Annotated in this window: 22 protein-coding genes; 16 read left to right on the top strand and 6 right to left on the bottom strand. The window is 70.7% G+C overall.

Annotated features, from left to right (window positions below):
* The first annotated feature begins 61 nt into the window (after positions 1-61).
* Together ACFYPG_RS04830 and ACFYPG_RS04825 are read left to right on the top strand one after the other, a co-directional pair.
* Positions 62-1,789, top strand: coding sequence for an ABC transporter ATP-binding protein (locus ACFYPG_RS04830; RefSeq protein ID WP_355006387.1), 1,728 nt, complete (start codon positions 62-64; stop codon positions 1,787-1,789).
* Entirely contained in the window at positions 1,786-3,564 is a 1,779-nt protein-coding gene (locus ACFYPG_RS04825; RefSeq protein ID WP_355006386.1) for an ABC transporter ATP-binding protein, read from the top strand. Before ACFYPG_RS04830 ends, ACFYPG_RS04825 begins: the two co-directional genes overlap by 4 nt.
* A 29-nt stretch (positions 3,565-3,593) precedes the next feature.
* Here ACFYPG_RS04825 and ACFYPG_RS04820 read toward each other — a convergent pair whose 3' ends face one another.
* From ACFYPG_RS04820 to ACFYPG_RS04810, 3 genes are all read right to left on the bottom strand, one after another.
* Entirely contained in the window at positions 3,594-4,178 is a 585-nt protein-coding gene (locus ACFYPG_RS04820; RefSeq protein ID WP_355006385.1) for a response regulator transcription factor, read from the bottom strand.
* A 119-nt stretch (positions 4,179-4,297) separates the two neighbouring features.
* The gene (locus tag ACFYPG_RS04815; RefSeq protein WP_355006384.1) at positions 4,298-4,906 is read right to left on the bottom strand and encodes a response regulator transcription factor; all 609 of its coding nucleotides are present in this window, start codon (positions 4,904-4,906) and stop codon (positions 4,298-4,300) included.
* Between the two features lie 197 nt (positions 4,907-5,103).
* On the bottom strand, positions 5,104-6,138 hold the full coding sequence (locus ACFYPG_RS04810) for a hypothetical protein (protein WP_355006383.1): 1,035 nt from the start codon (positions 6,136-6,138) through the stop codon (positions 5,104-5,106).
* 388 nt (positions 6,139-6,526) lie between these two features.
* Between ACFYPG_RS04810 and ACFYPG_RS04805 the strand changes: the two genes are divergently transcribed.
* The 6 genes from ACFYPG_RS04805 to ACFYPG_RS04780 all read left to right on the top strand — a co-directional run bounded on the left by ACFYPG_RS04805 (position 6,527) and on the right by ACFYPG_RS04780 (position 11,997).
* Positions 6,527-8,722, top strand: coding sequence for an EAL domain-containing protein (locus ACFYPG_RS04805; RefSeq protein ID WP_355006382.1), 2,196 nt, complete (start codon positions 6,527-6,529; stop codon positions 8,720-8,722).
* Positions 8,719-9,045 (top strand): hypothetical protein, encoded by a 327-nt coding sequence (locus tag ACFYPG_RS04800; protein WP_355006381.1) that lies wholly within the window; start codon positions 8,719-8,721, stop codon positions 9,043-9,045. Before ACFYPG_RS04805 ends, ACFYPG_RS04800 begins: the two co-directional genes overlap by 4 nt.
* 149 nt (positions 9,046-9,194) lie before the next feature.
* On the top strand, positions 9,195-9,584 hold the full coding sequence (locus tag ACFYPG_RS04795; protein WP_124853702.1) for a GntR family transcriptional regulator: 390 nt from the start codon (positions 9,195-9,197) through the stop codon (positions 9,582-9,584).
* Positions 9,581-10,462, top strand: coding sequence for an ABC transporter ATP-binding protein (locus tag ACFYPG_RS04790; protein WP_387350309.1), 882 nt, complete (start codon positions 9,581-9,583; stop codon positions 10,460-10,462). Before ACFYPG_RS04795 ends, ACFYPG_RS04790 begins: the two co-directional genes overlap by 4 nt.
* Positions 10,459-11,475, top strand: a complete 1,017-nt coding sequence (locus ACFYPG_RS04785; RefSeq protein ID WP_387350308.1) for an ABC transporter permease subunit — start codon at positions 10,459-10,461, stop codon at positions 11,473-11,475. Before ACFYPG_RS04790 ends, ACFYPG_RS04785 begins: the two co-directional genes overlap by 4 nt.
* Before the next feature lie 135 nt (positions 11,476-11,610).
* Positions 11,611-11,997, top strand: coding sequence for a hypothetical protein (locus ACFYPG_RS04780; RefSeq protein WP_387350307.1), 387 nt, complete (start codon positions 11,611-11,613; stop codon positions 11,995-11,997).
* Positions 11,998-12,133: 136 nt separating this feature from the next.
* On the opposite strand, the gene ACFYPG_RS04775 is transcribed toward ACFYPG_RS04780, so the two are convergent.
* From ACFYPG_RS04775 to ACFYPG_RS04765, 3 genes are all read right to left on the bottom strand, one after another.
* Entirely contained in the window at positions 12,134-12,709 is a 576-nt protein-coding gene (locus ACFYPG_RS04775) for a hypothetical protein (protein ID WP_387350306.1), read from the bottom strand.
* A gap of 18 nt (positions 12,710-12,727) precedes the next feature.
* Entirely contained in the window at positions 12,728-13,876 is a 1,149-nt protein-coding gene (locus ACFYPG_RS04770; protein WP_357197262.1) for a zinc-dependent alcohol dehydrogenase, read from the bottom strand.
* Between the two features lie 206 nt (positions 13,877-14,082).
* Positions 14,083-15,297, bottom strand: a complete 1,215-nt coding sequence (locus ACFYPG_RS04765; RefSeq protein ID WP_387350305.1) for a PP2C family protein-serine/threonine phosphatase — start codon at positions 15,295-15,297, stop codon at positions 14,083-14,085.
* Positions 15,298-15,471: 174 nt separating this feature from the next.
* On the opposite strand from ACFYPG_RS04765, the gene ACFYPG_RS04760 reads away from it, so the two are divergent.
* From ACFYPG_RS04760 to ACFYPG_RS04725, 8 genes are all read left to right on the top strand, one after another.
* Positions 15,472-16,233 carry a cyclase family protein gene (locus tag ACFYPG_RS04760; RefSeq protein ID WP_355006374.1) on the top strand — a complete coding sequence of 254 codons (762 nt, stop codon included), beginning with the start codon at positions 15,472-15,474 and terminating at the stop codon, positions 16,231-16,233.
* Between the two features lie 12 nt (positions 16,234-16,245).
* A complete protein-coding gene (locus tag ACFYPG_RS04755; protein ID WP_387350304.1) occupies positions 16,246-17,904 on the top strand; it encodes a thiamine pyrophosphate-binding protein in 1,659 nt (552 codons plus the stop codon).
* 77 nt (positions 17,905-17,981) lie between these two features.
* On the top strand, positions 17,982-18,365 hold the full coding sequence (locus ACFYPG_RS04750) for a VOC family protein (RefSeq protein WP_355006372.1): 384 nt from the start codon (positions 17,982-17,984) through the stop codon (positions 18,363-18,365).
* A gap of 100 nt (positions 18,366-18,465) precedes the next feature.
* On the top strand, positions 18,466-19,131 hold the full coding sequence (locus ACFYPG_RS04745) for a GntR family transcriptional regulator (protein ID WP_124853711.1): 666 nt from the start codon (positions 18,466-18,468) through the stop codon (positions 19,129-19,131).
* A 101-nt stretch (positions 19,132-19,232) separates the two neighbouring features.
* Positions 19,233-21,035: an allophanate hydrolase gene (atzF, locus tag ACFYPG_RS04740; RefSeq protein WP_355006371.1), complete on the top strand. Its 1,803-nt coding sequence runs from the start codon at positions 19,233-19,235 to the stop codon at positions 21,033-21,035.
* A 37-nt stretch (positions 21,036-21,072) separates the two neighbouring features.
* Entirely contained in the window at positions 21,073-21,762 is a 690-nt protein-coding gene (locus ACFYPG_RS04735) for an isochorismatase family cysteine hydrolase (RefSeq protein ID WP_355006370.1), read from the top strand.
* A gap of 9 nt (positions 21,763-21,771) precedes the next feature.
* The gene (locus tag ACFYPG_RS04730) at positions 21,772-22,464 is read left to right on the top strand and encodes a cysteine hydrolase family protein (protein ID WP_387350301.1); all 693 of its coding nucleotides are present in this window, start codon (positions 21,772-21,774) and stop codon (positions 22,462-22,464) included.
* 12 nt (positions 22,465-22,476) lie between these two features.
* A complete protein-coding gene (locus ACFYPG_RS04725) occupies positions 22,477-24,105 on the top strand; it encodes a regulator (protein ID WP_355006368.1) in 1,629 nt (542 codons plus the stop codon).
* Positions 24,106-24,179 lie beyond the last annotated feature (74 nt).

Genomic DNA, 24,179 nt, shown 5'->3' with positions numbered 1-24,179 from the left:
GTGGGGCCCTGGGTGGGTAGACGTGCCCACCCAGGGCATCCGTGTACCAACGGGAGGACCGATGCCGACGTTCGCCGCGGGGGACAGGCTGCTGCGGCAGACGGTCCTGGCGGGCGGCGGCTGGACGGCCGCACTCGCGGCGGTCGCGCTGCTCGGCGCGGCCGCCGAACTGTTGCTCCCCGCGGTCCTCGGCCGCGCCGTCGACGCCGCCCTCGACGGCGGCTCCGCCTGGTGGGCGGTGGCCGCCGGCGCCCTTGTCGTCGTCCTCATCTGCGTCGACACCCTGACGGACCTGACCAGCGGGTTCGGTGCGGCGCGCGCCACCGCCGGGCTGCGCCGGCGTCTCCTGCGTCACCTGTTCGCCGTGGACGTCCGCGCCACCCGCCGGTACCCGGTGGGTGACCTCGTCGGCCGACTGGTCGGCCAGGCCGCCGACGCGGGACAAGCCGGCAACGCGGTGGTCCTGGCCATCGTGGCAGTGCTTCCACCGCTCGGCAGCGTCGTCGCGCTCGCCATCATGGAACCGGTCCTCGGAGTCACCCTGCTCGCCGGTCTCGGCCTGCTCGCCGTCCTCATGCGCGCCTTCGTGGCCGACGCCTCGACCGCGACCGCCGGGTACCAACGGGTCCTCGGCAGCATCGCCGGCCGGCTGTTGGAGTCGCTGACCGGTGCCCGGACCATCGCCGCTGCCGGCACCATGCGCCGCGAGGAGGACCGGGTGCTGGCGGCCCTACCCGAGCTGAACCGGCACGGCCGGCGTACCTGGGGACTGCTGGCCCGGGCGAGTGCGCGCACCTCGGCCGTGGCGCCGCTGCTGAACCTGAGCGTCATCGCGGTCGGCGGGTACGCCCTGACCGCAGGCTGGCTCACACCGGGTGAACTGGTCGCCGCGGTCCGGTACGCGGCCATGGGCGCCGGGCTCGGTGCGGTGCTCGCCACCCTGAGCCACCTGGTCCGCAGCCGCGCGGGAGCACACCGGGTCGCCGAGCTGCTGACACAGCCCACCACGCCGGTGGGCGATCGGCCCCTTCCACCCGGCGGTGGCGCCCTGCGACTGCGTGGGGTGTGCGTCCATGCCGACGACGGGCGACCCGTCCTGGACGGCGTCGACCTGGACGTGCCGGCCGGCGCGACAGTGGCTGTCGTCGGAGCGTCCGGTGCCGGCAAGTCGACCCTGGCTGCCGTGGCGGGACGCCTGTACGACCCCGACCGCGGTGAGGTGCGCCTCGACGGGGTGCCGCTGCGGGACCTCGACGCGGTGGCGCTGCGCCGGGCCGTCGGCTACGCCTTCGACCGGCCGGTGCTGATCGGCGTGACCGTCCACGACGCGATCGGCTTGGCGCTGCCGGTCGACTCGGCGGTGCCGCCGGCCGACGAAAGCCCCGCCACGCCGGCGGTTCTGCGGGCGGCCCGGATGGCGGCGGTCGCCGACGTGATCGAGCGTCTGCCCGGCGGTTACCGCACCCCGCTGGTGGACACACCGCTCTCCGGGGGCGAGACCCAACGCCTCGGCCTGGCCCGCGCGTTCGCCGCCGAACGGCTGCTCATCCTGGACGACGCCATGTCCAGTCTCGACACCGCGACCGAACACCGGATCACCGAGGCGGTTCTCGGGCGCGCCGGGGGGCGTACCCGACTGGTGGTCACCTACCGGACCGCGGCGGCCGCGGCGGCCGACCTCGTCGCCTGGCTGGACGGCGGTCGGCTGCGCGGCCTGGCACCGCACCGGCAACTGTGGGCCGACCCGGACTACCGTGCCGTCTTCCAGCCGGCCGGCGGTGGGTCGTGAGCCGTCCCGGCGTACGCCGGGTGACCTGGCGGGCGCTGCTGGCCCGTCGGTGGGAACTCGCCGGGCTCGGCGGCTGGTCGCTTGTCGAGTCGCTGCCCGCGCTGCTCGCCGGCTATCTGGTCGCCCGCGCCGTCGACGAGGGTTTTCTGGCCGGACGTCTCCTCACCGGCCTGGCCTGGTTGGGGGTCCTCGCCGTGGCCGTGCTGGTCGGCGCGGCGGCCACCGGCCGGACGTACCAGAGCCTCGGCGCCGTGGTCGAGCCGTTCCGCGACGAGGTGGCCGCCCAGGTGATCCGGGGTGCGCTCCGCGACGCCACCAGAGCGGGTGGTCGCCCGGACAGCGCCGCCGTGGCCCGGCTGACCCACCAGATGGAGATCGTCCGCGACACTTTCGCCGGTCTGCTGATGGTGACCCGCGGCTTCCTCTTCTCCGCTGGCGCGGCCCTGCTCGGCCTGCTCGCGCTGGCGCCGGTGGTGGCGGCGCTGGCGTTCGCCCCGCTGGTCGCCGGTCTGATCGTGTTCCTCGCCGCGCTGCCGTCGATGGTCACGCACCAGCGCGCCTACGTCCGGGCCGGTGAACAGCTCGGCCAGTCTGCGGCGACCGCACTGGCCGCTCACCGTGACGTGCTGGCCTGCGGCGCCCAGACACGCGTGTCGGCCGAGGTGGAACGCTGGGTGTCGGCGCAGGCCGCCGCCGAACGCATGCTCGCCCGGATGGCGGCGATCCGCAGCCTCAGCCTCGGCATCGGCGGCTGGCTGCCACTGCTGGTGCTGATGGTGACCGCCCCGTGGCTGGTCGAGCGTGGTCTCACCGCCGGCGCGGTGCTGGGCGCGCTGATCTACGTCTCCACCGGACTGCAACCCGCCCTGCACACCCTGGTGCAGGGCCTCGGCGGAGGCGGGCTGCGCTACGCGGTCACCCTGGAGAACATCCTCCGCACCTGTCCGGTCTCCGACGACCCGCGCCCGTCAGCCCTCACCGCCCGGATGCCCCGCTGCCGACCACCCGCAGCTTCCGCCGATCGTCCGGCAGCCGTCGAGGTACGGGGACTGACCTTCGGCTACGGCCCGCGCGCCCGGCCCGTCCTGCGGAACTTCTCGCTGACACTGGCCGACCGGGATCATCTCGCCGTGGTCGGCCCGAGCGGTGCGGGCAAGTCCACACTGGCCTCCCTGATGGCCGGGCTGGTGCCGCCGCAGGCAGGCACGGTCCACCTGGCCGGCACGAGGGTCGCCGAGATCGAGCCGGCCGTCCTCGCCCGGATGCGAGTGCTGGTGCCCCAGGAGGCGTACGTCTTCACCGGTAGTCTCGCCGACAACCTCCGCTACCTCCGGCCGGACGCCGACGACGACACGCTGGAGGTCGCCCTCGACACGCTCGGCGGGCGTCCCCTGGCGACCCGCCTGGGCGGCCTGGACGCGCCGGTCGCGCCGGCCCTGCTCTCCGCCGGCGAGCGGCAGCTCATCGCGGCGGTCCGGGCCTGGCTGGCACCCGCCCCGCTGGTGGTCCTCGACGAGGCGACCTGCCACCTGGACCCGGCGCTGGAAGCGACGGTCGAGGCTGCCTTCGCACGGCGGCCCGGCACCCTCGTGGTGATCGCGCACCGGATCAGCTCCGCGTTGCGGGCCGGACGGGTGCTGGTCCTCGACGGCGACGAGCCGCTGGCGGGGACGCACGAACAGTTGATGACCCGCTCGGCCACCTACCGAATGCTCGTCGGCTGCTGGGACGACCCGGTGGTGCCGTCCCCGGCGGCGTCGGCGCCGCCGGGCTGAACCCCGCACGACCGCTCCGACGGCGCCGGTCAGATCCAGCCCGCCTCGCCGGCTATCCGCACGGCCTCCACCCGGGTACGCGCGCCCACCTTGCGGGCGATCCGACCGAGATGGTTGCGGACGGTGCCACGGGTGAGCCCGAGCGACACCGCCACCTCCGCGACCGGTGCACCTGCGGCCGTCAGCCTCAACACCTCCGTCTCACGGCTGGTCAGTGGGCCGTCCGAGTGCAGCGCGGCGACCACGAGATCCGCGTCGAGCACGGGCTCCCGGCGGGCGAGCCGGCGGATCCCTTCGATGACCCGCTCGGGGGTGGCGTCACTGCGCAGGATGCCGACCGCCCTGGTCGGGCACAACATGCCTCGCAACCGTCGCGCTCGTTGCGGGTGCGCCAGCACCAGGACGGGACACCGGCCGAGACGGTCGGGATCGACTCCCTCGACGAAGTCGAGGTCGGCCACCACCACGTCGGGGCTTTGCGCGCGGACGGCCGCGGAGACCTCGTCGCCGCGATCCACCTCCGCCACGACGCGAATGTCGTCCTCGGCGGCGAGGACGAGCGACAGCGCGCCCAGAACCAGGGCGCCGTCCAAGGCGAGCAGGGTACGGATCACGATGAACCTTCCCGCACTCCGACAATGATCACGGTACGTCAACATTCAAACACGCATCCGGTGGGGTCGCACGGCGACGGGTGGGTCCGGACGTTGCCTCCGGACCCACCCCCCGACGGCTACAACCAGCCGTTACGCCGCGCGTGCGACACCGCCTCCAACCGGTTGCGAGCCCCGGTCTTGCGCAGAATCACCGACAGGTGATTGCGCACCGTCCCGTGTGCCAGATAAAGGCGGCCGGCGATCTCCTTCAGCGGCAGGCCCTCGGCCGCCATCCGCAGCACGTCCATCTCCCGAGGCGTCAACGGCATCTCCGAAGGGCTCAGGACCGCGATCGCCGCGGCGGGGTCGATCGCTCGCTCCCCGGCGGCGAGCGCGCGGATCGCGCGCACCAACTCGGCCAGCGAGCTGTCCTTCCCGACCAGGCCGCGCGCGCCGGCTGCCAGCGCCGCCTCCACCAGCGCCGGGCTCCACCGTGGGCTCATCGCCAGCACGGCGGCGTGCGGCGCCTCGACGTCGATGCGGGCGACCGCCTCCACCGGGTCGGGCAGCTCCGGTGTCAGTGCCAGCACCACCACCTGCGGTCGGCACCGCCGGACCACCGTCAACAGTTCGCCGACACCCTCGACGTCGGCGACCACCTCCATGTCCTCCTCACGTGACAGCGCGGCGCAGAGCGCCCCGCGGAGCAAACCCATGTCCTCGGCGACGACAACGTGGATCACCACGTCTTCTCCGATCTCCGGTACGCGTCACGACGGCCACCGATCCCGGAACATCCACGGGTTGATCGGGGCGGTCGTGTGCTACAGACAGATAGGCATCGGCCCGCGGCACCGTCACGGCGGACGGGCGCGGACACGAATCGACCGGCCAGCGGTGAAACAGACTGCGGGCACCATTCACCGGGGTCGGTCGGCAGGCCTCAGCCGGGGCGGGTGATCGGAGAGAGGGTTCGACTCTCGACCAGGAGCGGCACGAGATCGGCGGGCGGCCCGGCATCGACGTGCGACTGCCTCTCGAGCGGCCGGGCCAGCCCCGGGCTGGGGGTCGATCCAGTGTCGACCCCGGCGGCATCCTGGTCGGCGGGCGCTACGGGCTGACCCGACAGCAACCCGCCCGCGTCCACAGGTGATGGGTGCGCGGTGAGGTGCCCCGTCGAGAACGCGGCACCCGCGGGGCCGACGACGGACATCCGCTGCGGCGCGCTGGGTGGTGCCGCGGTGCGTACGGCGGCCGGGGCAGGAACCGCCGGTAGCGCCGCCACCGCCGCTGCGGGAGCCGGGCCTGTCACCGGCGTGAGCGCTGGGGGTGCCGGCAGCGGAGGTGTCGCTGCCGGCACGGTCACCGGGCGTGCGACGGGTGGGGGTACGGCATCGGCGACACAGAGGAGCGCCCTGATGACGGGCCGGATCGGCACCGCGTTGACGATGTCGACGACGGATGGCAGCGGAGCGGCGATCAGGCCCACCACCGGCGAGACGGTCGTCGTGCGCACCACGTGCGGGGCGGGGGTGGCTGGCTGTCGCGGTGCGTCGGCGGCGGGCGGCGCCAGTTCGACATGGCGAACTGGCCGATGAGCCGCTCGGGCCACTGAGGCCGGCCGGAGCCTCTCGCGCTCCGCCGCGCGGACCGGAACGGACGCGGTGACTCTCGGCGCACCCGTTGACCGTCGAAGGTCCGTCGGGGGTGGCTTCTCGCGGGGGGCGACGACGCCACGGATGGGCTCTGCCAGCGGGGCGCGGAGCCCGTCGCGGCGACTGTCGTCGGCACCCGAGGGTCTCTGGCGGACGTCGCGGGGGCGCTCGGTGACCGTGAGCTGCGCGACCGAATCGACCAGACCGCCGACTATGCGATGGGGCTCGTCACCAGAGCCGTCGCGCAGCCCGTCGGCGGCGGCCGGCCCCTGGAACAGGGCGGCCACGACGAAACCGGCCCCGGCGGCAACCGCGATCAGCACCAGCCGTCGGATAAGCCGGTGCAGCCGAGCGGCCACAAGTGGCGCGCATCGGCCTGGCCTGGACGTAGGCGTGGTTCGGATGACGGGACTTCGCACGCGGGTACGGCCCCTTCCCTCTGGATAGCTGACCCATAGTAGCGATGTGCTCACGTAGCCGCATCCGGTGAGGCGTGCGCCCACCATCGCTGTTCGATCAGGTGCTCTGCACAAAGGGCGAGGCAGGGCCGCCGGGTCACTGCTCGGGCGGGTTCGGATCGGTCCAGGCTGATGCCGTGACAACAATCTGACTGATTGATCAGGGCGCCGTCTGTACCGCGATGCCGATAGTGTCACTCGCGGCACCGAACTGAACTCACACTGTCACCGCAGCGAGCGCACTGGGGGGTTGATGGCGTCGAGCAGACGTTGGGCAGTCCTGATCGGGGTCGACCAGTGCGGCCGCGACGTCCAACTGCCACCGCTTCGATACGCCGAAAGTGATGCTCTGGCCCTGCGGGATGTGTTGTTGGACCAAGACATCGGCACCTTCGACGACGGTGCGGTACAGATGTTCGTCGGTCGCGACGCCACTTGGCGCGAGATCAAGCTGTTCCTGCGTGACGTGGCCCTCCGCGCGGCGCCATCGGACGTTCTGTTCGTCTACTTCGCCGGCCATACCCTCGTTCCGCAATGGAGTGATCAGCTCGACGCCTATCTGGTCACGGCCGACCTTGACCCGGAAACGCTTGCCCGCGAACCCGACAACGGGTTACGGATGTCCTTTCTGAAACGGGATATCTTCGATGCCTTCGCCGGTGCCTCGTTCCTGGTGCTCGACTGCTGCCAGGCAGGCGTGTACGCCGATGCCGACCGACGCAACATCAAGGTTCTACAGTCGTACGCGGAGGCGGTGGACCGACCACGGCACAACGCGCTGCTGGCCTGCCCCAGCGGATCGGTGACCCGGGAGAGCGCCGAGCATCGCCACGGGACGCTGACGCACCATGTCCTGCGGGCGCTGCGCGGCGGGGCGGGTGACGAGGCCGGACGGGTGTCGTTCGCGCAGATGGCGACGTTCGTCGCCGAGCAGGGCATGGATCCGCCGCCGGTGCACTCGGCGCACGTCTACGGGGCGACCACGGTGCTGACCCAACCGCCGATGTCCCGCCACGACCGCCAAGCGCTCAACAGCCCGGCGAACCCGGGCGTCTCGCGCCCGTGCCTCAACCCGCTCGAAGACCAGACGAGCTCGATCCGGCAGCTGCTGGACCGGATCTTCCGTGCGGACGTCCGTTCCCCGCACCAGTCTCAGCAGAGCGAACGCGATGGACGTGTCGAACTCATCCGGCAGGCACTCGACGCGGAATCGGTCGCGGTCGTCGAGTTCACGGGCAACAGCTTCGGCGTGGTGGACCGAACGGCGCGGTTCGACAAGGACAGCCTGTCGCCGATGCTGGAGACCGCTGCCGTCGACAGGGTGAAGCATCCGAGGGCGACGCCAGGGTTTGTCGTCTCGCACGGGGTCGGTCGCCGGATGCTCTGCGTGCCTCTCTCGTTCGCCAGCGACCGCACCCTCAACCTCGCCGTGGTCGATCCGGCACTTACCCAGCTGGACATGGGCGAACCACTGGCCGTCATGCTCCGTGCGGTCTGGGAGTCCGATCCGGTGGCCGATCCGTTGCAGTCGGAGATGACCGTCCTGACCGCCCTGCGTACCTCCTTCGGTCGACTTCCGCTCAAGCTGTATGAGGATGCCTTCGGCCTCTACCAACAGCTGATCGGTTCGATGATCATGGTGTTTCAGCCGGTCGTCGAGCTGGACCAGCGCGCCACCGGGGTCAGCGTGCAGAGTTTCGAGGCCCTGGCCCGCCGCAACGACCGGGAGCGGCGTGCTCCTTTGGCCGCATTGCGCATGGCCCACGACTGGGGTGACCGTTTCGTCGTCGAGCGTGACGCGATCCTCGCGGCCAAGGCGATCCACTCCTACGCCGAGGCCGACGCGGCGTCAGGATGGCAGGGCACCAAGCCGTTGTCGGTCAACGTGGCGGTCCGCTCGCTGCTCAGCGACGCGTACCTCAATCAGGTGAGCAAGGCGCTCGCCGAGGCAGGGCTGCATCCGCGAACCTTGACGTTGGAGATCTCCGAGCAGGATCCGATCACACCGGAGCCGGGCGAGCGATGGCCGCAGGAGCCCCTGGTCTACTTCCACAACCGGCTGACGACACTCGCGCGGGAACTCCGAATCAGTTTCGCAGTCGACGACTTCGGGGTGGGTTACGCATCGCTGGCGCGTATGGCCGAGCTTCCGCTCACCCAGATCAAGGTCGACCGGGCGATCCTGCACCACCCTATGGCGTTGGAGGAACTCGCACTCGTGGCGCGCGTCGCTCGCTACGCCAGCGACCAGGGGCAGACCGGGCAGCCGAGGACCGTCATCGTCGAGGGCTTCGACGATGACGCCCCGGTCAGTCTCTACGAGATCTTTCGGCTGGGGATCCATCACGTGCAGGGCTACTTCAGCGGCGGGGTTGCCTCGGCCACGCTCCGCGAGTTGGACCCAGCCGTGCAGGAGCGAATCGCCTCACTCGTGAGAGGGAACAAGTGACAAGCGTCAAGCTACTGCTACCTGCTGAAGTGATCGAGGAACTCGATCTGCCCTACGAGGGGGTTCGCGACAGCGGTGCGATCACCGTGGCGATCGAGGGAATCGCGGTGTTGGCGAATCTCGCCACCCTGGCCACGCTGCAGCCACAGGCGGAGTCTTTGGTCGCCGCGATACGCAACTGGCGCCTGCGCAACCATCAGAAGCCGGCGGTGTTGACGGTCGAGGGGGCGAACATCAGCCTGCGGATCGAGCTGCCCCCCAACGTCAACCGGGCGACCCTGCTTCGCCAACTTGAACCACTGCTCGACGAGGAGAGCCGCTAGGGCGGCCTCCAGAACTGACCGGCCCACGCCGCGCCCGTGACTGGACGGGTGGTCGCCTCGGGATCCGTGGTGCGAGAAGCGTCGTCTACTGGCGGACAGGCCCGTCATGGCCCTATTGTGCTAGGCAACTAGTGAAATGGGGTGGTGAGGTGATCGAGTTTCACCTGGACGCGCGGTCCGGGGTCGCGCCGTACATGCAGCTCATCCGACAGGTACGGCACGCGCTCCGGCTCGGAGTCCTGAACGAAGGCGACAAGCTGCCCACCGTGAAGGAGGTGGTGGCCCGGGTCGCGATCAATCCGAACACCGTGTCCAAGGCGTACCGCGAGTTGGAGTACGAGGGCCTGGTCACCGCTCGGCCCGGGCTGGGCACGTTCGTCACCCGCACGCTCGGCGGCGACTCGCTGAGCAAGCACGAGCCGCTGCGGCAGGGCCTGGCCCGCTGGCTGACCGAGGCACGGGAGGCGGGCCTGGACGACGAGAGCATCGAGGCGCTCTTCCTCAGCAGCTTTCGGGCATTTTCGGAGGCCCGAGGATGACTAGCGCCCTGATCGCGGACGGTCTGACCAAGCGGTACGGGCGGCGCTCCGCACTGAAGGACTGCACTCTGGACATTCCGGCCGGTCACGTCGTGGGCCTGGTCGGGCCGAACGGCGCCGGTAAGTCCACGTTGCTGCAACTGGCCTGTGGGCTGCTCGATCCGACCGCAGGGCGGATCGAGGTGCTCGGCGCGCGGCCGGTCAGCGGGTCGCCGCGGGTCGGGTTCGTCGCCCAGGACACCCCGGTCTACGCCGGCCTGACCGTTGCCGACCACCTGCGGATGGGCGCGCACCTCAACCCGTCCTGGGACGCGGCGCTCGCCGAGCGGCGCATCGCCCAGGTCGGCCTGGATCCGGCACAGAAGGCGGGCAAGCTCTCCGGTGGCCAGCGCGCCCAACTGGCCCTGACCGTCGCCGCGGCGAAGCGTCCCAATCTGCTGCTGCTCGACGAGCCGGTGGCGGCACTCGACCCGCTCGCCCGGCGCAGTTTCCTGCAGGGGTTGATGGAGCTGACCGCCGAGCAGGGCATGAGCATCGTGATGTCCTCCCATCTGGTCGCCGACCTGGAACGGGTCTGCGACCACCTGATCGTGCTGGTCGCCTCTCGGGTGCGGGTGGCCGGCGACGTGGACGACCTGCTCGCCACCCACCACCGTCTGGTCGGGCGGCGGCGCGACACCGCCGACCTGGGCGCCGGGCGAGCCCTGGTCGAGCAGAGTCACACCGAGGTGCAGTCGACACTGGTGGTGCGCAGCACCGCGCCGATCGTCGACCCGTCCTGGCAGGTCGACCGGCTGGACCTGGAGGACATCGTGCTGGCGTACATGAGCGGTGCCACCGGCGACGGCACGGGTCGGGTTCTGGAGGGACAGCGATGATCTGGATGACGTGGCGGCAGTTCCGGACTCCGGCCCTGGCCACGGGCGCCCTGTTGCTGGTGCTCCTGGGCGGTCTGGCGCTGACCTGGTCGGAGGTGACGGAGCTGGCCACGCAGACCGGGTACACCGGCTGCCAGGGCGATGCCTGTCGTGCCGCCGGCGAGGCGTTCCTGCAGGCGTTGCAACCGGGATGGGCGAGTGAGTTCCACATCGCCGCCATCGGGGCCCTGTACCTGCTGCCCGCCCTGGTGGGCATCTTCTGGGGCGCACCCCTGGTGGCCCGGGAGTTGGAGTCCGGCACGTACCGCATGGTCTTCAGCCAGTCCGTCAGCCGCGGCCGCTGGCTGCTGGTCAAACTGGCGGCCGGCTGCGGTGCCGCCGCGCTCGGTGCCGGCCTGCTCAGCCTGGTGCTGACCGAGTGGGCGCAGCCGATCGACGGAGCCTCGGCGGACCGGATGAACCCGCTGGTGTTCGCGGCCCGGGGGATTGTGCCGATCGGCTATGCCACGCTGGCCTTCGTGGTGGGTGTCGCCACCGGGCTGCTGCTGCGGCGGACTCTCGCCGCGATGGCGGTGACCCTGCTGGTGGTGGTCAGCCTGCAGATCGCCGCGCCGTTCGTGGTGCGCCCCTGGCTGGCTCAGCCGGTCACCACGGTCAGCCCCCTGCAGTTCGACGGTGATTACGGGATCTCGATGAGCCCTGACACAGGGCGGATGACGATCCATGTCGAGCCCGACCGCAGGGGTGACTGGATCGTGTCGAGCACCACGATCACCTCGACCGGAGCGGAGTTCACTGGTCCGGCCGATATGACCCAGTGCGGGCCGAGGGCGTCCGGTGGGCGCGAGGCGTGCCAGAGTTGGCTGGGGAAGCAGAACCTCAGCCTGAAGGTGAGCTACGTGCCCGGCTCGAAGTTCTGGGACCTGCAATGGCTGGAGTTCGGCGCGCTGTTCGCGCTGACCGTCGCGCTGTCCCTGTTCTCCCTCTGGTGGGTCCGCCGCCGACTGGTCTGACGGCACAGCCAGCGGCCGAGATCGAGGACGTGCAGCGTCCCGCCCGGACTACGTCGTTTCAGGTGGTTGACCTGTCAATTTTCCGCAGGTAGTTTAAATTCGACATCTACCGGCATCTATGAAACCAGGTGAACCGTGCTGTTGAAATCCATCGCCATCGCCGCGTCCGTCGCAGGCGTGCTGGCCACCGCCCCCGCCGCCTCGGCGGCAGCACCCGGAGTGTCGATACAAGGCTGGGGGTCCGGGAACTGCCCGCAGGGCATGCTCTGCATCTGGCCCAACTGGAATCACCCGCCGCAGGGTCCCGTGGAGACGCCGTCTCTGACGACCAACAGCGAGTGGACCGGCAGCATCCAGGGGTTCAACTTCTACAACGGCACAGGTCGCGACGCCGTGATATCCGGGTTCACTTTCGGCTCGTCGATTCCCTTCAAGAACTGCGCTCCTGCCGGCGGGACCGGGGGAAACCTGTATATACCGGTCAACGTGACGAAGGTGACTTGGCAGCTGACTACCTGCTGACCCTGGCCGGGTTGCCGTCCGCGTCGCGCGACACCCCGACCTCCACTAGTGGCGCGCAGGTGGGTTGAAGCGGGGCGTTCGATGTTCGGTGCCGCCAGGGAGAGTGTCTCGGCGCGGCTCCACCGCAGAGGCCGGCTTAGTTCCTTGTGCGGCCGGCGACCCGGCGGAGAGCCAGGTAGGCGACCCCCGCGGCCAGCACCCAGGGCGCGGCGACGAGGACCGGGTCGAGCGGATGGTGGACGCGGTCGACCCGCTTGCCGCTCAGCCGGGACGAGAGCCCGTGGTGCGTGAACTCGCTCAGGACACCGGTTTCGGTGATCGGATTGTCAGGGTGGCGGGTCAGGAACGACGCCAAGGTGCCCTCGACCGCGTCCACCCGGTCGGCAGCGAGCAGGAGCAGCCAGTGGGCGGCCCGTCCCTCGCTGTACCTGCGGTAGGAGTACCGACGGATCACCCCGGACAGGCCTCTGGGCGGGCACGAGGTACCGAACACCGGGGTGAGGAACTTGTGCTCGATCGACCGCTCCCTCGGCCACTTCTCAGGCTGCCGCTCGGGGAACTCCCAGTGCGCACCGTTGAGGGTCGGGTCGAACCGCTCCTGCGGCACCGAGGGTCGGTCCTTCGGGTCCAGGTCGACACCCCAGCCGGGGATCCGGGCACGCAACTCGTCGCTGGACTCGGCCAGTTTCGGCTTGTCTGCTGTGTAGGCCATGTCGGGCTCCCGATCAGGTCAGGCGGGGTTCGGAACGATCAGCGGCTTGATGCAGCCGTCGAGCTTGGCGGAGAAGATGTGGTACGCCTCGGCGATGTGCTCCAGCGGAATCCGGTGGGTCACGATGTCGCTGGGCTTGAGGTAGCCGTTGCGGATGTGCTCGAACAGGCGCGGCCACTGCCGCTTCACCGGGCACTGGTTCATCCGCAGGGTCAGGCCCTTGTTCAGCGCGTCACCGAACTTGACCGCGCTGAACATCGGCCCGTACGCGCCCATCACCGAGACGTTGCCGCCCTTGCGTACCGCGTCGATCGCCCAGTTGAGGGCGACCGGGGAGCCACCCTGCAGTTTCAGCTTCGCGGCGGTGACGTGCTGGAGGAGGTTGCCGTCCGCCTCCGCGCCGACGGCGTCGATGGCCACGTCGGCGCCCAGGTGGTCGGTGATCTTCTTCAGGTGCACGACGATGTCGTCGTACTCGCCGAAGTTGTAGGTCTCGGCGTGGGCGAACGACGCGGCCTTCTCCAGCCGGTAGTCGAGATGGTCGATGACGATGACCCGGCCGGCGCCCATCAGCCAGGCCGACTTCGCGGCGTACAGGCCCACGGGTCCGGCACCGAAGACCACGACCACGTCACCCTCGACGATGTCACCGAGCTGCGCGCCAAAGTAACCGGTGGCGAGCGCGTCGGTGAGCAGGACGGCGTCGTCGTCGTCCATCCACTCGGGGATCAGGCTCGGGCCGATGTCGGCGAACGGCACCCGGACGTACTCGGCCTGACCGCCGTCGTAGCCGCCGCAGGTGTGTGAGTAGCCGTAGATGCCGCCGACGGCTGTGGCGTTGGGGTTGACGTTGTGGCAGTTGCTGAACAGCCCTCGGGCGCAGAAGAAGCACGACCCGCAGTAGACGTTGAAGGGAACCATGACGCGGTCACCCGGCTGGACGTTGCGCACCGACGGACCGACCTCGTCGACCACGCCGACGAACTCGTGACCGAAGGTCATCCCGACCCGGGTGTCGGGCATCATTCCGTGGTAGAGGTGCAGGTCGGACCCGCAGATCGCCGCTCGGGTCACCTTGATGATCGCGTCGTTGGGATGTTCGATGGCGGGACGGTCCTTCTCCTGGACCCGCAGGCGGTACGGACCGCGGTAGACCATTGCTCGCATTGACTGCCTCCTGGACCTGAGCGGTGGCGGCCGTGTCGCCCCGGGTCCCCGTCCGAAGCACTGCGAAGCTGGTACCCCTGTCTATTGCCGACAAACCGGAGCTGAGTTGAGCGGCGCTTGGCCGACCTGGCGCAACGAGGCGCTGACGCGGTACAGGGCGGTGAACACCTCGGCGCCGACGAGTTGGTGGGCGAGGACGACGACGTTCAGTGGCTCAGGCGGCGGATGACCAGCAGAGCGATGTCGTCGTTGGGACGCTCCTCCGCGGTGGTGATCATGATGTGGTCGCACAACGCCTCGGCTGGCCCCGACTTCACCGCGTCGGCGAGACGCTGGATGCCGGTGTCGATCACTTCGCTGCGGCGTTCGACCAGTCCGTCGGTGTAGAGGACGAGCGCCGCACCCGGCGGTAGGTCCAGAACGGTGGTGCGGCGATCGACTGTTGGTCGACCCACGCCGAGTGGGCGGTCCACCGTCAGGTTGACAGGCCGGGTGGGGTGGCCGGGGACGGCCAGCAGTGGTGGCAGGTGGCCTGCGGAGGAGAGGTGCACAGTCGTGCGGTCGGGTGCGATCAGGGCGTAGACGGCGGTGGTGAGGCTGCCCGCCTCGAAGTGGTGGATCTTGCGGTCGAGGGAGGTCAGCGCCGTGGCGGGATCGTCGGTATCGAGAGCGTAGGCGCGTAGCGCGCTGCGGATGCGTCCCATGACGACGGCGGACGGCAGCCCGTGGCCGGAGACATCACCGATGACGGCACCCAGCCAGCCCGACGGCAACGTGAACACGTCGTACCAGTCGCCACCGATGCCGAGGTCGTGGCCGGGCACGTACCGGGCGGCCAGGTCCAGGCCGGGGATGTCGGGCAGCCGGCCGGGTAGCAGGCTGCGTTGCAGGGCCAGCGCCGCCTGCCGGTCGAGAACCTGTGCTCGGGCCTGCCCTGCCAGGCCGGCGCGATCGGCAACGAGCTGCAACAGCCGCACGTCGTCGGGACCGAACCGCCGCAGGGCCAGAGAGCCGACGTGCAGTACGCCGACAAGGTTGCCGTTGACGAGCATGGGCACGCCCAGCAGGGCACGTATGCCCGTGGCGAGCAGGATCGGATTCACCACGTCGTCGGGTGTCACGTTGTCGATCGTGACCGGGGTCCGTGTCGCTGCCACTCGGCCGGCGAAGCCGCGCCCGACCCGGATGCGGAAACCGCGGCGCACCTCCTCCTCCAGGCCCTTGGCCGCGGTCGCGACGAGCTCGCCGGTGTGGTCGTCGAGCAGCAGAATGGTGGCGGTGTCGACCTTGAGCAGGTCCCGGACCCGCTCAAGGAGCTCGTCGAGCAACTCGGCGATGTTGAGCCCCGACAGGGCGGCGTCGGTGATCGCCTCGATACGTCTCAGGCGCTCCTCGTTCGTCACCAGGTCGGCGTCGGCCATCCCAGCAGCCTAGACGCCGACGCGACGCCGACGGCACGTCAGGAGCGAGATCAACAGTGTCGTGGCTCCGACGTGAGGCCCCTGCCCGCCGAGTGACCGCCCCGGTCCGACACGGAGGGATCAGCTTGTGGGCGTCGGTCCTATCTGGAGTATGAGCGGGTGTACCGTCGCCGCATGACGGTGCTGCAGGAGTTTGTCGCCGCTCTCTCCAGCGGCCGGATCCAGGTTGTCGACCTCACCGCTCCGCTCTCGGACCAGACCCCGATCCTGGGTCTGCCCGAGCAGTTCGGCCAGACCTGGCCGTTTCAACTCAGCGAGATCAGCCGGTACGACGACAGGGGTCCGGCCTGGTACTGGAACAACTTCTCCACCGGTGAGCACACCGGCACCCACTTCGACGCCCCGGTGCACTGGGTCACCGGTCAGCAGGGCGCGGACGTGTCGCAGGTTCCGGTGAGCCAGTTGATCGCCCCGGCGGTGGTGATCGACCACGCCGCCGACGCCGCCGAGAATCCCGACTTCCTGCTCGAGGTCGAGCACGTCAAGGCATGGGAGGCGGAACATGGTGCCCTGCCCAGCGGTGGCTGGCTGCTCTACCGCACCGGCTGGGACGCGTACGGCGACGACCCGGAGCGGTACGCCAACGCCGGGCGTACCCCGGGCATCTCCGTGGAGTGCGCCCGCTGGCTGGCCGAGGAGTCGCCGATCCAGGGCGTCGGGGTGGAGACGGTCGGGACCGACGCGGGCGCCGCGCACTCGTTCGACCCGCCGTTCCCGTGCCACTCGTTCCTGCTGGGCCAGGACAAGTACGGCCTGACCCAGCTTCGTAACCTGGCGCAGTTGCCGGCGACCGGCGCGGTGGTGATCGCCGGGCCGCTGCCCATCGTCTCCGGGTCGGGCAGCCCGTGCCGGGTCCTCGCGCTGGTCGAACGGTAGGCCGGACCACCGATGCGGGTAGCCGAGGTGGTCGGGCGGGTCCTGCACGGACACGGCGCACGGCACGTCTTCGGGGTGGTCGGCAGTGGCAACTTCCATGTCACGAACGCGCTCGTCGCGGCCGGCGCCCGGTTCGTGGCGGCGGCCCACGAGGGCGGCGCGGCGAGCATGGCAGACGGGTACGCCCGCACCGCCGGGACGGTGGGGCTGCTCTCGGTGCACCAGGGCCCCGGCGTCACCAACGCGCTGACCGGCCTCACCGAGGCGGCGAAGAGCCGTACCCCGATGGTGGTCCTGGCCCCGGAGGCGACCGCGCCGCGGTCGAACTTCTTCATCGACCTGCCGGCACTCGCCGCCGCGGTCGGGGCCGACTTCCACCGGGTACGCGCGACGCACGCGGCCGAGGACGCGGGCGCGGCCTACCGGGCCGCCGCCCGGGGCGCGACAGTGGTGCTGGGCCTCCCGTTGCAGGTGCAGCAAGCAGTGACCGAACCATGGTCCGGCCCGGTCCCCGCGGCCGCGCCGACCCCGGTCACCGCCCCGCATGTCGAGCCGTTGCTGGCCGCGCTCCAGGCCGCCCGCCGACCGGTCTTCATCGCCGGTCGGGGCGCCCGCTCGGCCCGGGAACCGCTGATCCGGCTCGCCGACGCGTGCGGCGCGTTGCTCGCGGTCTCAGCCGCGGCGAAGGGGCTGTTCGCCGGGAACCCGTGGAACCTCGACGTGGCCGGCGGCTTCGCCACCCCGCTCACCGCCGAGCTGATCGGCGGGGCGGATCTGGTCGTCGCCTGGGGCAGCACGCTGAACATGTGGACCACCCGGCACGGCGAACTGATCCCGCCCGCCGCGGTCGTCGTCCAGGTCGACCGTGACCCGACCGCGTTCGGAGTGAACCGTCCGGTCGACCTGACGGTGGCCGGCGGAGTGGCGACTGTCGCCGAGGCGCTGCTCGCTCGCCTGAGCGTCGACCCCACCGGGCCCGCGGGCGCGACCACCGGCGGGTGGCGTACGCCGGAGCTGGCACAGCGGATCCGCGACCACGGCCGGTGGCGGACCGTTCCGTACCGGGACGAGAGTGCGCCGGCGCGGGCCGGCGCCCCGGCGACGATCGACCCGAGGACGCTCTCGACCGCCCTGGACGACCTGCTGCCGGCCGACCGGACGGTGGTGGTCGACTCCGGCAACTTCATGGGCTACCCGTCGATGTGGCTCGACGTGCCGGACGTGGCCGGATTCTGTTTCACCCAGGCGTTCCAGTCGGTCGGGCTCGGGCTGGCCAGTGCGCTCGGCGCGGCGGTCGCCCGCCCGGACCGGCTCACCGTCGCCGCGGTCGGCGACGGTGGCTTCGTCATGTCCGCCACCGAACTGGTCACCGCCGTCCGGCTGGCGCTACCCCTGCTCGTGGTGATCTACAACGACGCGGCGTACGGGGCGGAGGTGCACCACTTCGGGCCGGACGGGCACCCGTTGGAGACGGTCACCTTCCCCGAGACCGACCTGGCCGCGATCGCCGGTGGCTACGGCTGCGACGGGTTGACCGTCCGGTCCGTCGACGACCTGGAACCGGTACGCCACTGGCTCGCTGGTCCCCGTACCCGACCGCTGGTGATCGACGCCAAGGTCAGCGCCGCGCGCGGCTCGTGGTGGTTGGAGGAGGCGTTCCGTGGCCACTGAGCCACCGTCGTACCCACGCCGATGCTGCCGCCCGGCCTGCTGGTGACACGGTGTCACAAGTCGCGTACGTTGGCTCGATGGCCACTCTCTGGACCCTGGGCTGCGACGCCGATGATCCCCAGCGGATCGCTGCCTTCTGGGCGTTGGCCCTCGGCTATGTCAAGGAACCCGGTTTCGACGAGCCCGACAACGCGTCCATCGTCGACCCGGACGGTCGGGGCCCGGCCATCGGCTTCCTCAAGGTCCCCGAAGGCAAGTCCGCCAAGAATCGCATGCACATCGACATCCGGGTGGCCGGGCCTGACTCCGGCGACATGGTCGAGCGCGCCCGGCTGATCCGGCAGAGGGTGCCCGAACTGGTTGCCGCCGGCGCGACTGTGGTCCGCGAGGAGTGCTACGGCGATGTCCTCGGGCACGTCGTCATGCTCGACCCCGAGGGCAACGAGTTCTGCGTCGCCTGACGCCGTGGTCGGGCGTTTGTGGGTGGAGGCGTAGGCGACCCGGTCCCACCGGGGGCGCGCAGACGCGGGTCGTCCGGCGGCAGGTGGCAGACTCATCGGCGTGGACGACGTGGCCGCATCGACGGTGGATGGTGAGCTGGAGAGCGTCAGCCTGGTGGACCTCGCCGTCTCTCGGCTGACCCGGGAAATCCTCAGCGGCAAGAGTGACCCGGGCGAGCGCCTGGTGGAGGAGCAGCTGACCCGGCGGCTGGGGATCAGCCGGGCTCCGTTGCGGGAGGCGCTGCGGCTGCTGGCCCAGCAGGGGCTGGTCGAGCACGTGCCCCGGCGCGGTGTTCGGGTCGCCACCCTGTCGGACCGCGACGTGCGGGAGCTGTACGAGCTGCGTGACGTGCTGGAACGCTTCTCGGTACGGGCGGGGATCCCGGTCGCCAGGGAGAGTGACCTCGCCGGACTGCGGGCGACGCTGGACCAGTTGAGGGAGGCGACCCGGGCCGGCGACCGGATGGCGGTCGCCGAGTCGCACCGGGAGTTCCACGTCGCGCTTGTGGCGCTCGCCGGTAACCGTCAGCTTTCCGCTGTGTACGGCTCGATCCTGGTGAAGCTTCAGCTCTACATGGCGATCAACCTGCGCCGGGAGGCGGAGCTGGCGCAGCCGCTGGACGGTGTCCACCGGCATGAGCGGTTGTTCGAGGCGGTCGCCGGGGGAGACCCGGAAGAGGTGCTCACCGTGCTCTCCGGGCACGGCGCTCGCTCGTATCTGGGCTAGCCGAGGTCGGCCGTGGCCCGGCGGAGTCAGGGCCACGCGCCGTCATGTTGTCGTTACGTGACGCGCGGGTTCCCGTAACAGAACAGTCGACAATCGACAGTATGCCAGAGCGAGTGGGGTCCATTTCGGAGCTTCGGTCGGCGTACCGTGAGGGCAGCCTGACCCCGGCGGACCAGGCCGAGCGAGTCCTGGACGGGCTCGCCGGGCACGACGACGGACCGGTCTGGATCAGCACCGTCCCGGCCGATCGTCTGCGTGAGCGCGCCGAGTCGCTGAGCCGCTACGGCGATCCCGCGCTGCCGCTGTACGGGATCCCGTTCGCGGTGAAGGACAACATCGACGTGGCCGGCATGGTCACCACGGCGGGCTGCCCCGACTTCGGGTACGAGGCCGTCGAGGACGCGCCAGTGGTGCGGCGACTCCTCGACGCCGGCGCGCTGCTTGTCGGCAAGACCAACCTCGACCAGTTCGCCACCGGTCTGACCGGCGCCCGCTCGCCGTACGGCAGTTGCCAGAGCGTGTTCGGCGGCGGCCTCATCTCCGGGGGTTCCAGCTCCGGCTCAGCGGTCGCCGTAGCTGCGGGCCAGGTCAGCTTCGCCCTGGGTACGGACACCGCCGGCTCCGGTCGGGTGCCGGCGGCGCTCAACGGGATTGTCGGCCTCAAGCCCACCCGGGGTCTGCTCAGTACGGCCGGCGTGGTGCCCGCCTGCCGCTCACTGGACTGCGTGTCGGTCTTCACCCCCGACGTGGCTGGCGCCCTCGACGTGCTGCACGCCGCCCGGGCGGTCACTTCGGCCGACCCCTGGGGGCGTCCATTCCCGGCCGAGCGGGTGGTTCCCCGCCTGCCGGGGACGCTCCGCCTCGGGGTGCCCCGGGCGGAGGACCTGGAGTTCTTCGGCGACAGCGGGCAGCAGGCCCGGTTCGCGGCGGGGGTGGAACGACTGCACACCTACGTCGGGTCCCGTCGGTCGGTGCCGCTCGGTGCCTTCTTCGAGGCGGGCGACCTGCTCTACCGGGGGCCCTGGGTGGCCGAGCGGCTCGTCGCCCTGGACGGCTTCCTGCGGTCGCACCCCGAGTCGGTCCTCGAGGTGACCCGTGCCGTACTGGAGACCGGGCGTCGCTACGACGCCATCGACGCCTTCCGCGGTCAGCACCGCCTGCGCGAACTGCGAGCCCAGGTCGACCAGCTCTGGCAGGACGTCGACGTGCTGGTGGTGCCCACCGTCGGCACCACCTTCACGCTCGACGAGATCGCCGAGGATCCGATCGGGCGCAACGCGATGCTCGGCCGCTACACCCAGTTCGCGAATCTGCTCGACCTGGCCGCGGTGACCGTACCCAACGGGTTCACCAGCTCCGGCCGCCCGGCGAGCCTGACCCTGGTCGGCCCGGCGTTCAGCGACACCACCCTGGCCAGGCTGGCCGCCGCGGTCACCGAGGGCGGGCCGTCGACCCAGATGGTCGAGGCGAGTCCGCCGCCGCCCCAGCGCTCGGCTGAACTGCTTGTCGCAGTGGTCGGCCGGCACCTGACCGGCGAATCCCGCAACGGCGAGCTGCTCGGGCGCGGCGCGGTCCTCGCCGGTACCGCCCGCACCGCGCCGCTCTACCGGCTGTACCGGATGGACACGCCCGATGGCGAAGGGCTGCCAGGCCTGGTCCGGATCGGACCGGACGGGGCGAACGGTCACCCGATCGAGGTCGAGCTGTGGCGGCTGCCCAGCGCGGCTCTCGGTGGGTTGCTGGCCGGAGTGCCAGCACCCCTCTCGCTCGGCTGGGTTCAGCTGCACGACGGACGTGACGTGCTCGGTTTCCTCTGCGAAGCGTACGCGGCGGGCCCGCCGGCCGAGGACATCAGCGCCAGCGGCGGGTGGCGGGCCTACCGGCGATCCGCCGCCCGGCGCTGACGCGCCAGCATCAGCGATCACGACAGGAGGCGAGAGGATGGGCAGCATCGGGCCGGTAACGGCCAACCCCTACCCGTGGCCCTACGACGGCGTGGCGGACACCGCGCGTACCGCACTGCTCTGCATCGACTGGCAGATCGACTTTTGTGGACCCGGCGGCTACGTCGACGCGATGGGTTACGACATCAGCCTCACCCGGGCCGGCCTGCCGGCCACCGCCCGGCTGCTGGAGCATGCCCGATCACTCGGGATGCTGGTCGTGCACACCCGGGAGGGACACGACCCCGAGCTGTCCGACCTGCCGGCGAACAAGCGCTGGCGGTCGGCGCGGATCGGCGCCGAGATCGGTGCCGCAGGCCCGAGCGGCCGAATCCTCATCAGGGGTGAGCCGGGCTGGCAGATCGTGCCCGAGGTCGCCCCGGTGGCCGGCGAGGTGATCATCGACAAGCCGGGCAAGGGAGCCTTCTATGCCACCAACCTCGACCTGATTCTTCGCACCCGAGGCATCACCCACCTGATCCTCACCGGCATCACCACCGACGTCTGCGTGCACACCACGATGCGCGAGGCGAACGACCGGGGGTACGAGTGCCTCATCCTCTCCGACTGCACCGGCGCCACCGACAAGGCCAACCACGACGCGGCACTGCACATGGTGACCATGCAGGGCGGCGTCTTCGGCTGCGTCACCACATCCCACGACGTCATCGCCGCCACGGCGAAGTGAGGTGCGCCCATGGTGACCATCGCGGCGGCGCGGCCCGGCCCGTACGCCTTCGACATCTCGACCACGGCGCTGCTCGTCATCGACATGCAGCGCGACTTTCTGGAGCCCGGCGGGTTCGGTGAGAGCCTGGGCAACGACGTCGGCCAGTTGCGCCGCACCATCGCACCGCTCGCGGCGCTGCTGGCCGCCGTCCGTGCCGTCGGCCTGAGTGTCGTGCACACCCGCGAGGGGCACCTGCCCGACCTGTCCGACTGTCCGCCGGCCAAGCTCAGCCGCGGTGCGCCCAGCAGGCGGATCGGTGATCCCGGACCCAAGGGTCGCATCCTCGTCCGCGGCGAGTACGGCCACGACATCATCGACGAGCTGAGGCCGCTGCCCGACGAGCCGGTCATCGACAAGCCCGGCAAGGGTGCCTTCCACGCCACCAACCTGGACGTCCTGCTCGCCGGTCGGGGTATCCGTAGCCTCCTGGTCACCGGGGTCACCACCGAGGTCTGCGTGCACACCACCGTCCGGGAAGCCAACGACCGCGGGTACGAGTGCCTCGTGCTCGCCGACTGCGTCGGGTCCTACTTCCCGGAATTCCACCGGGTCGGGCTCGACATGATCGCCGCCCAGGGCGGCATCTTCGGCTGGGTCGCCGACTCGGCGCAGGTACGCGCCGCGCTACCCGCCACCCCCGTGTTGCAGCCCTCCTCCTGACCGGGAGCAGTCATGGTCTCGACCAAACCAACAAGCGTCGCGCTGCCGTACTGGGTCCGCGGCGACACCAACGCGTTCTTCGGATTCGGCGTCAACGTCCTTGTCAACGTGCTCACCCTGACCGGGCTCTGCCTCGCCGTGGTGAACCTCCCCGAGGGGGAGGTGTTCGGCACCATCCTGCCGGCACTGGGCATCGCCCTGGTCGCCGGAAACATCTACTACACCTACCTGGCCCGCCGGCTGGCTCGACGGGAGAACCGCACCGACGTGACCGCCCTGCCGTACGGGCCGAGCGTGCCGCACATGTTCATCGTCATCTTCGTCATCATGCTCCCCATCTACCTGCGCACCCAGGATCCGGTGCGGGCCTGGGAGGCCGGGCTGGCGTGGGCCTTCATCATCGGCGTGATCGTGCTGATCGGCGCGTTCGTCGGGCCGTACATCCGCCGGTACGCGCCACGGGCCGCGCTGCTCGGCACCCTTGCGGGAATCTCCATCACGTTCATCTCGATGAACCCCGCCGGGCAGATGTGGCGGATGGCCTGGGTCGCCCTGCCGGTCCTCGCGCTGCTGCTGATCGGGTTGTTGACCGACGTGAAGTTGCCGTTCAACTTCCCGATCGGACTCGCGGCACTGCTGCTCGGTACCGCGATCGGTTGGGCCGGCGGTGCGATGTCGGTGCCGGACGTCACGGCCGCCGCCCGGGACATCGCGATCGCCGTGCCCTCGTTCAAGCTGGACCTGCTCTTCGCCGGGCTGGTCGACATGGCGCCTCTGCTGGCGACGGCGATCCCGCTCGGTGTCTACAACTTCACCGAGGGAATGACGAACGTGGAGAGCGCGGCCACCGCGGGGGACAACTACAACCTGCGCAGCGTGCTGCTCGCCGATGGCGCGGGTGCGGTGATCGGGGCCGCGCTCGGCTCGCCGTTCCCACCGGCCGTCTATGTCGGTCACCCGGGTTGGAAGGCCGCGGGTGGACGCAGCGGTTACTCGATGGCGACCGGTGTGGTGATCGCGTTGCTCTGCTTCCTCGGCATGTTCGGGCTGCTCGGCGCGATCTTCCCGACGGCGGCGATCGTGCCGATTCTGCTCTACATCGGGTTGCTGATCGGGGCGCAGGCGTTCCAGGCGACCCCCAGGGCGCACGCCGCCGCAGTGGTCGCCGCGCTGATTCCGAACATCGCCGCCTGGGCGACCGGGCAGATCGACAACGCTCTGGCGGCGGCGGGCACCACCGCCGCGGCGGTCGGCGACGATGCGCTCAACGGCGCTGGCGTGATCTACGACGGGCTTCTGGTGCTGGGTCAGGGTGCGATCCTCGCCGGCCTGGTGCTCGGCGCGGTGGTGGTCTTCATCATCGACAAGCGGTTCGTTCGGGCCGCGATCTTCGCCGGCTCCGGTGCACTGTTGTCGTTCATCGGGTTGATCCACGGAGAACGGATCGAGTGGAACGCCAACGGCCAGGTGGCGCTCGGCTACCTGTTCGTCGCGGTGATCTGTGTGGTCTTCGCGCTGGGCCGCCCCACGCCCCGCGAGCCCGGCCCGGAGGAGGTCGAGCCGGACGTGGAACCGGGTCGGGTCGGGCCGATCACCGATCGGTCAGCGGATGAGCAGCGGACGTCGGCCCTGAGCGGGTGAGCCGGCCGGCCCGGTCGGGGCGTCACGGCTCCCGACCGGCCCGGGAAGTTCCTGACCGAACGGATCGAAGGGAC

The organism is Micromonospora sp. NPDC005553, from assembly GCF_042871765.1.
Lineage (GTDB): Bacteria > Actinomycetota > Actinomycetes > Mycobacteriales > Micromonosporaceae > Micromonospora.
Note: the sequence above shows the minus strand (reverse complement) of the source record. Positions and strands in the feature narration are given on the sequence as shown.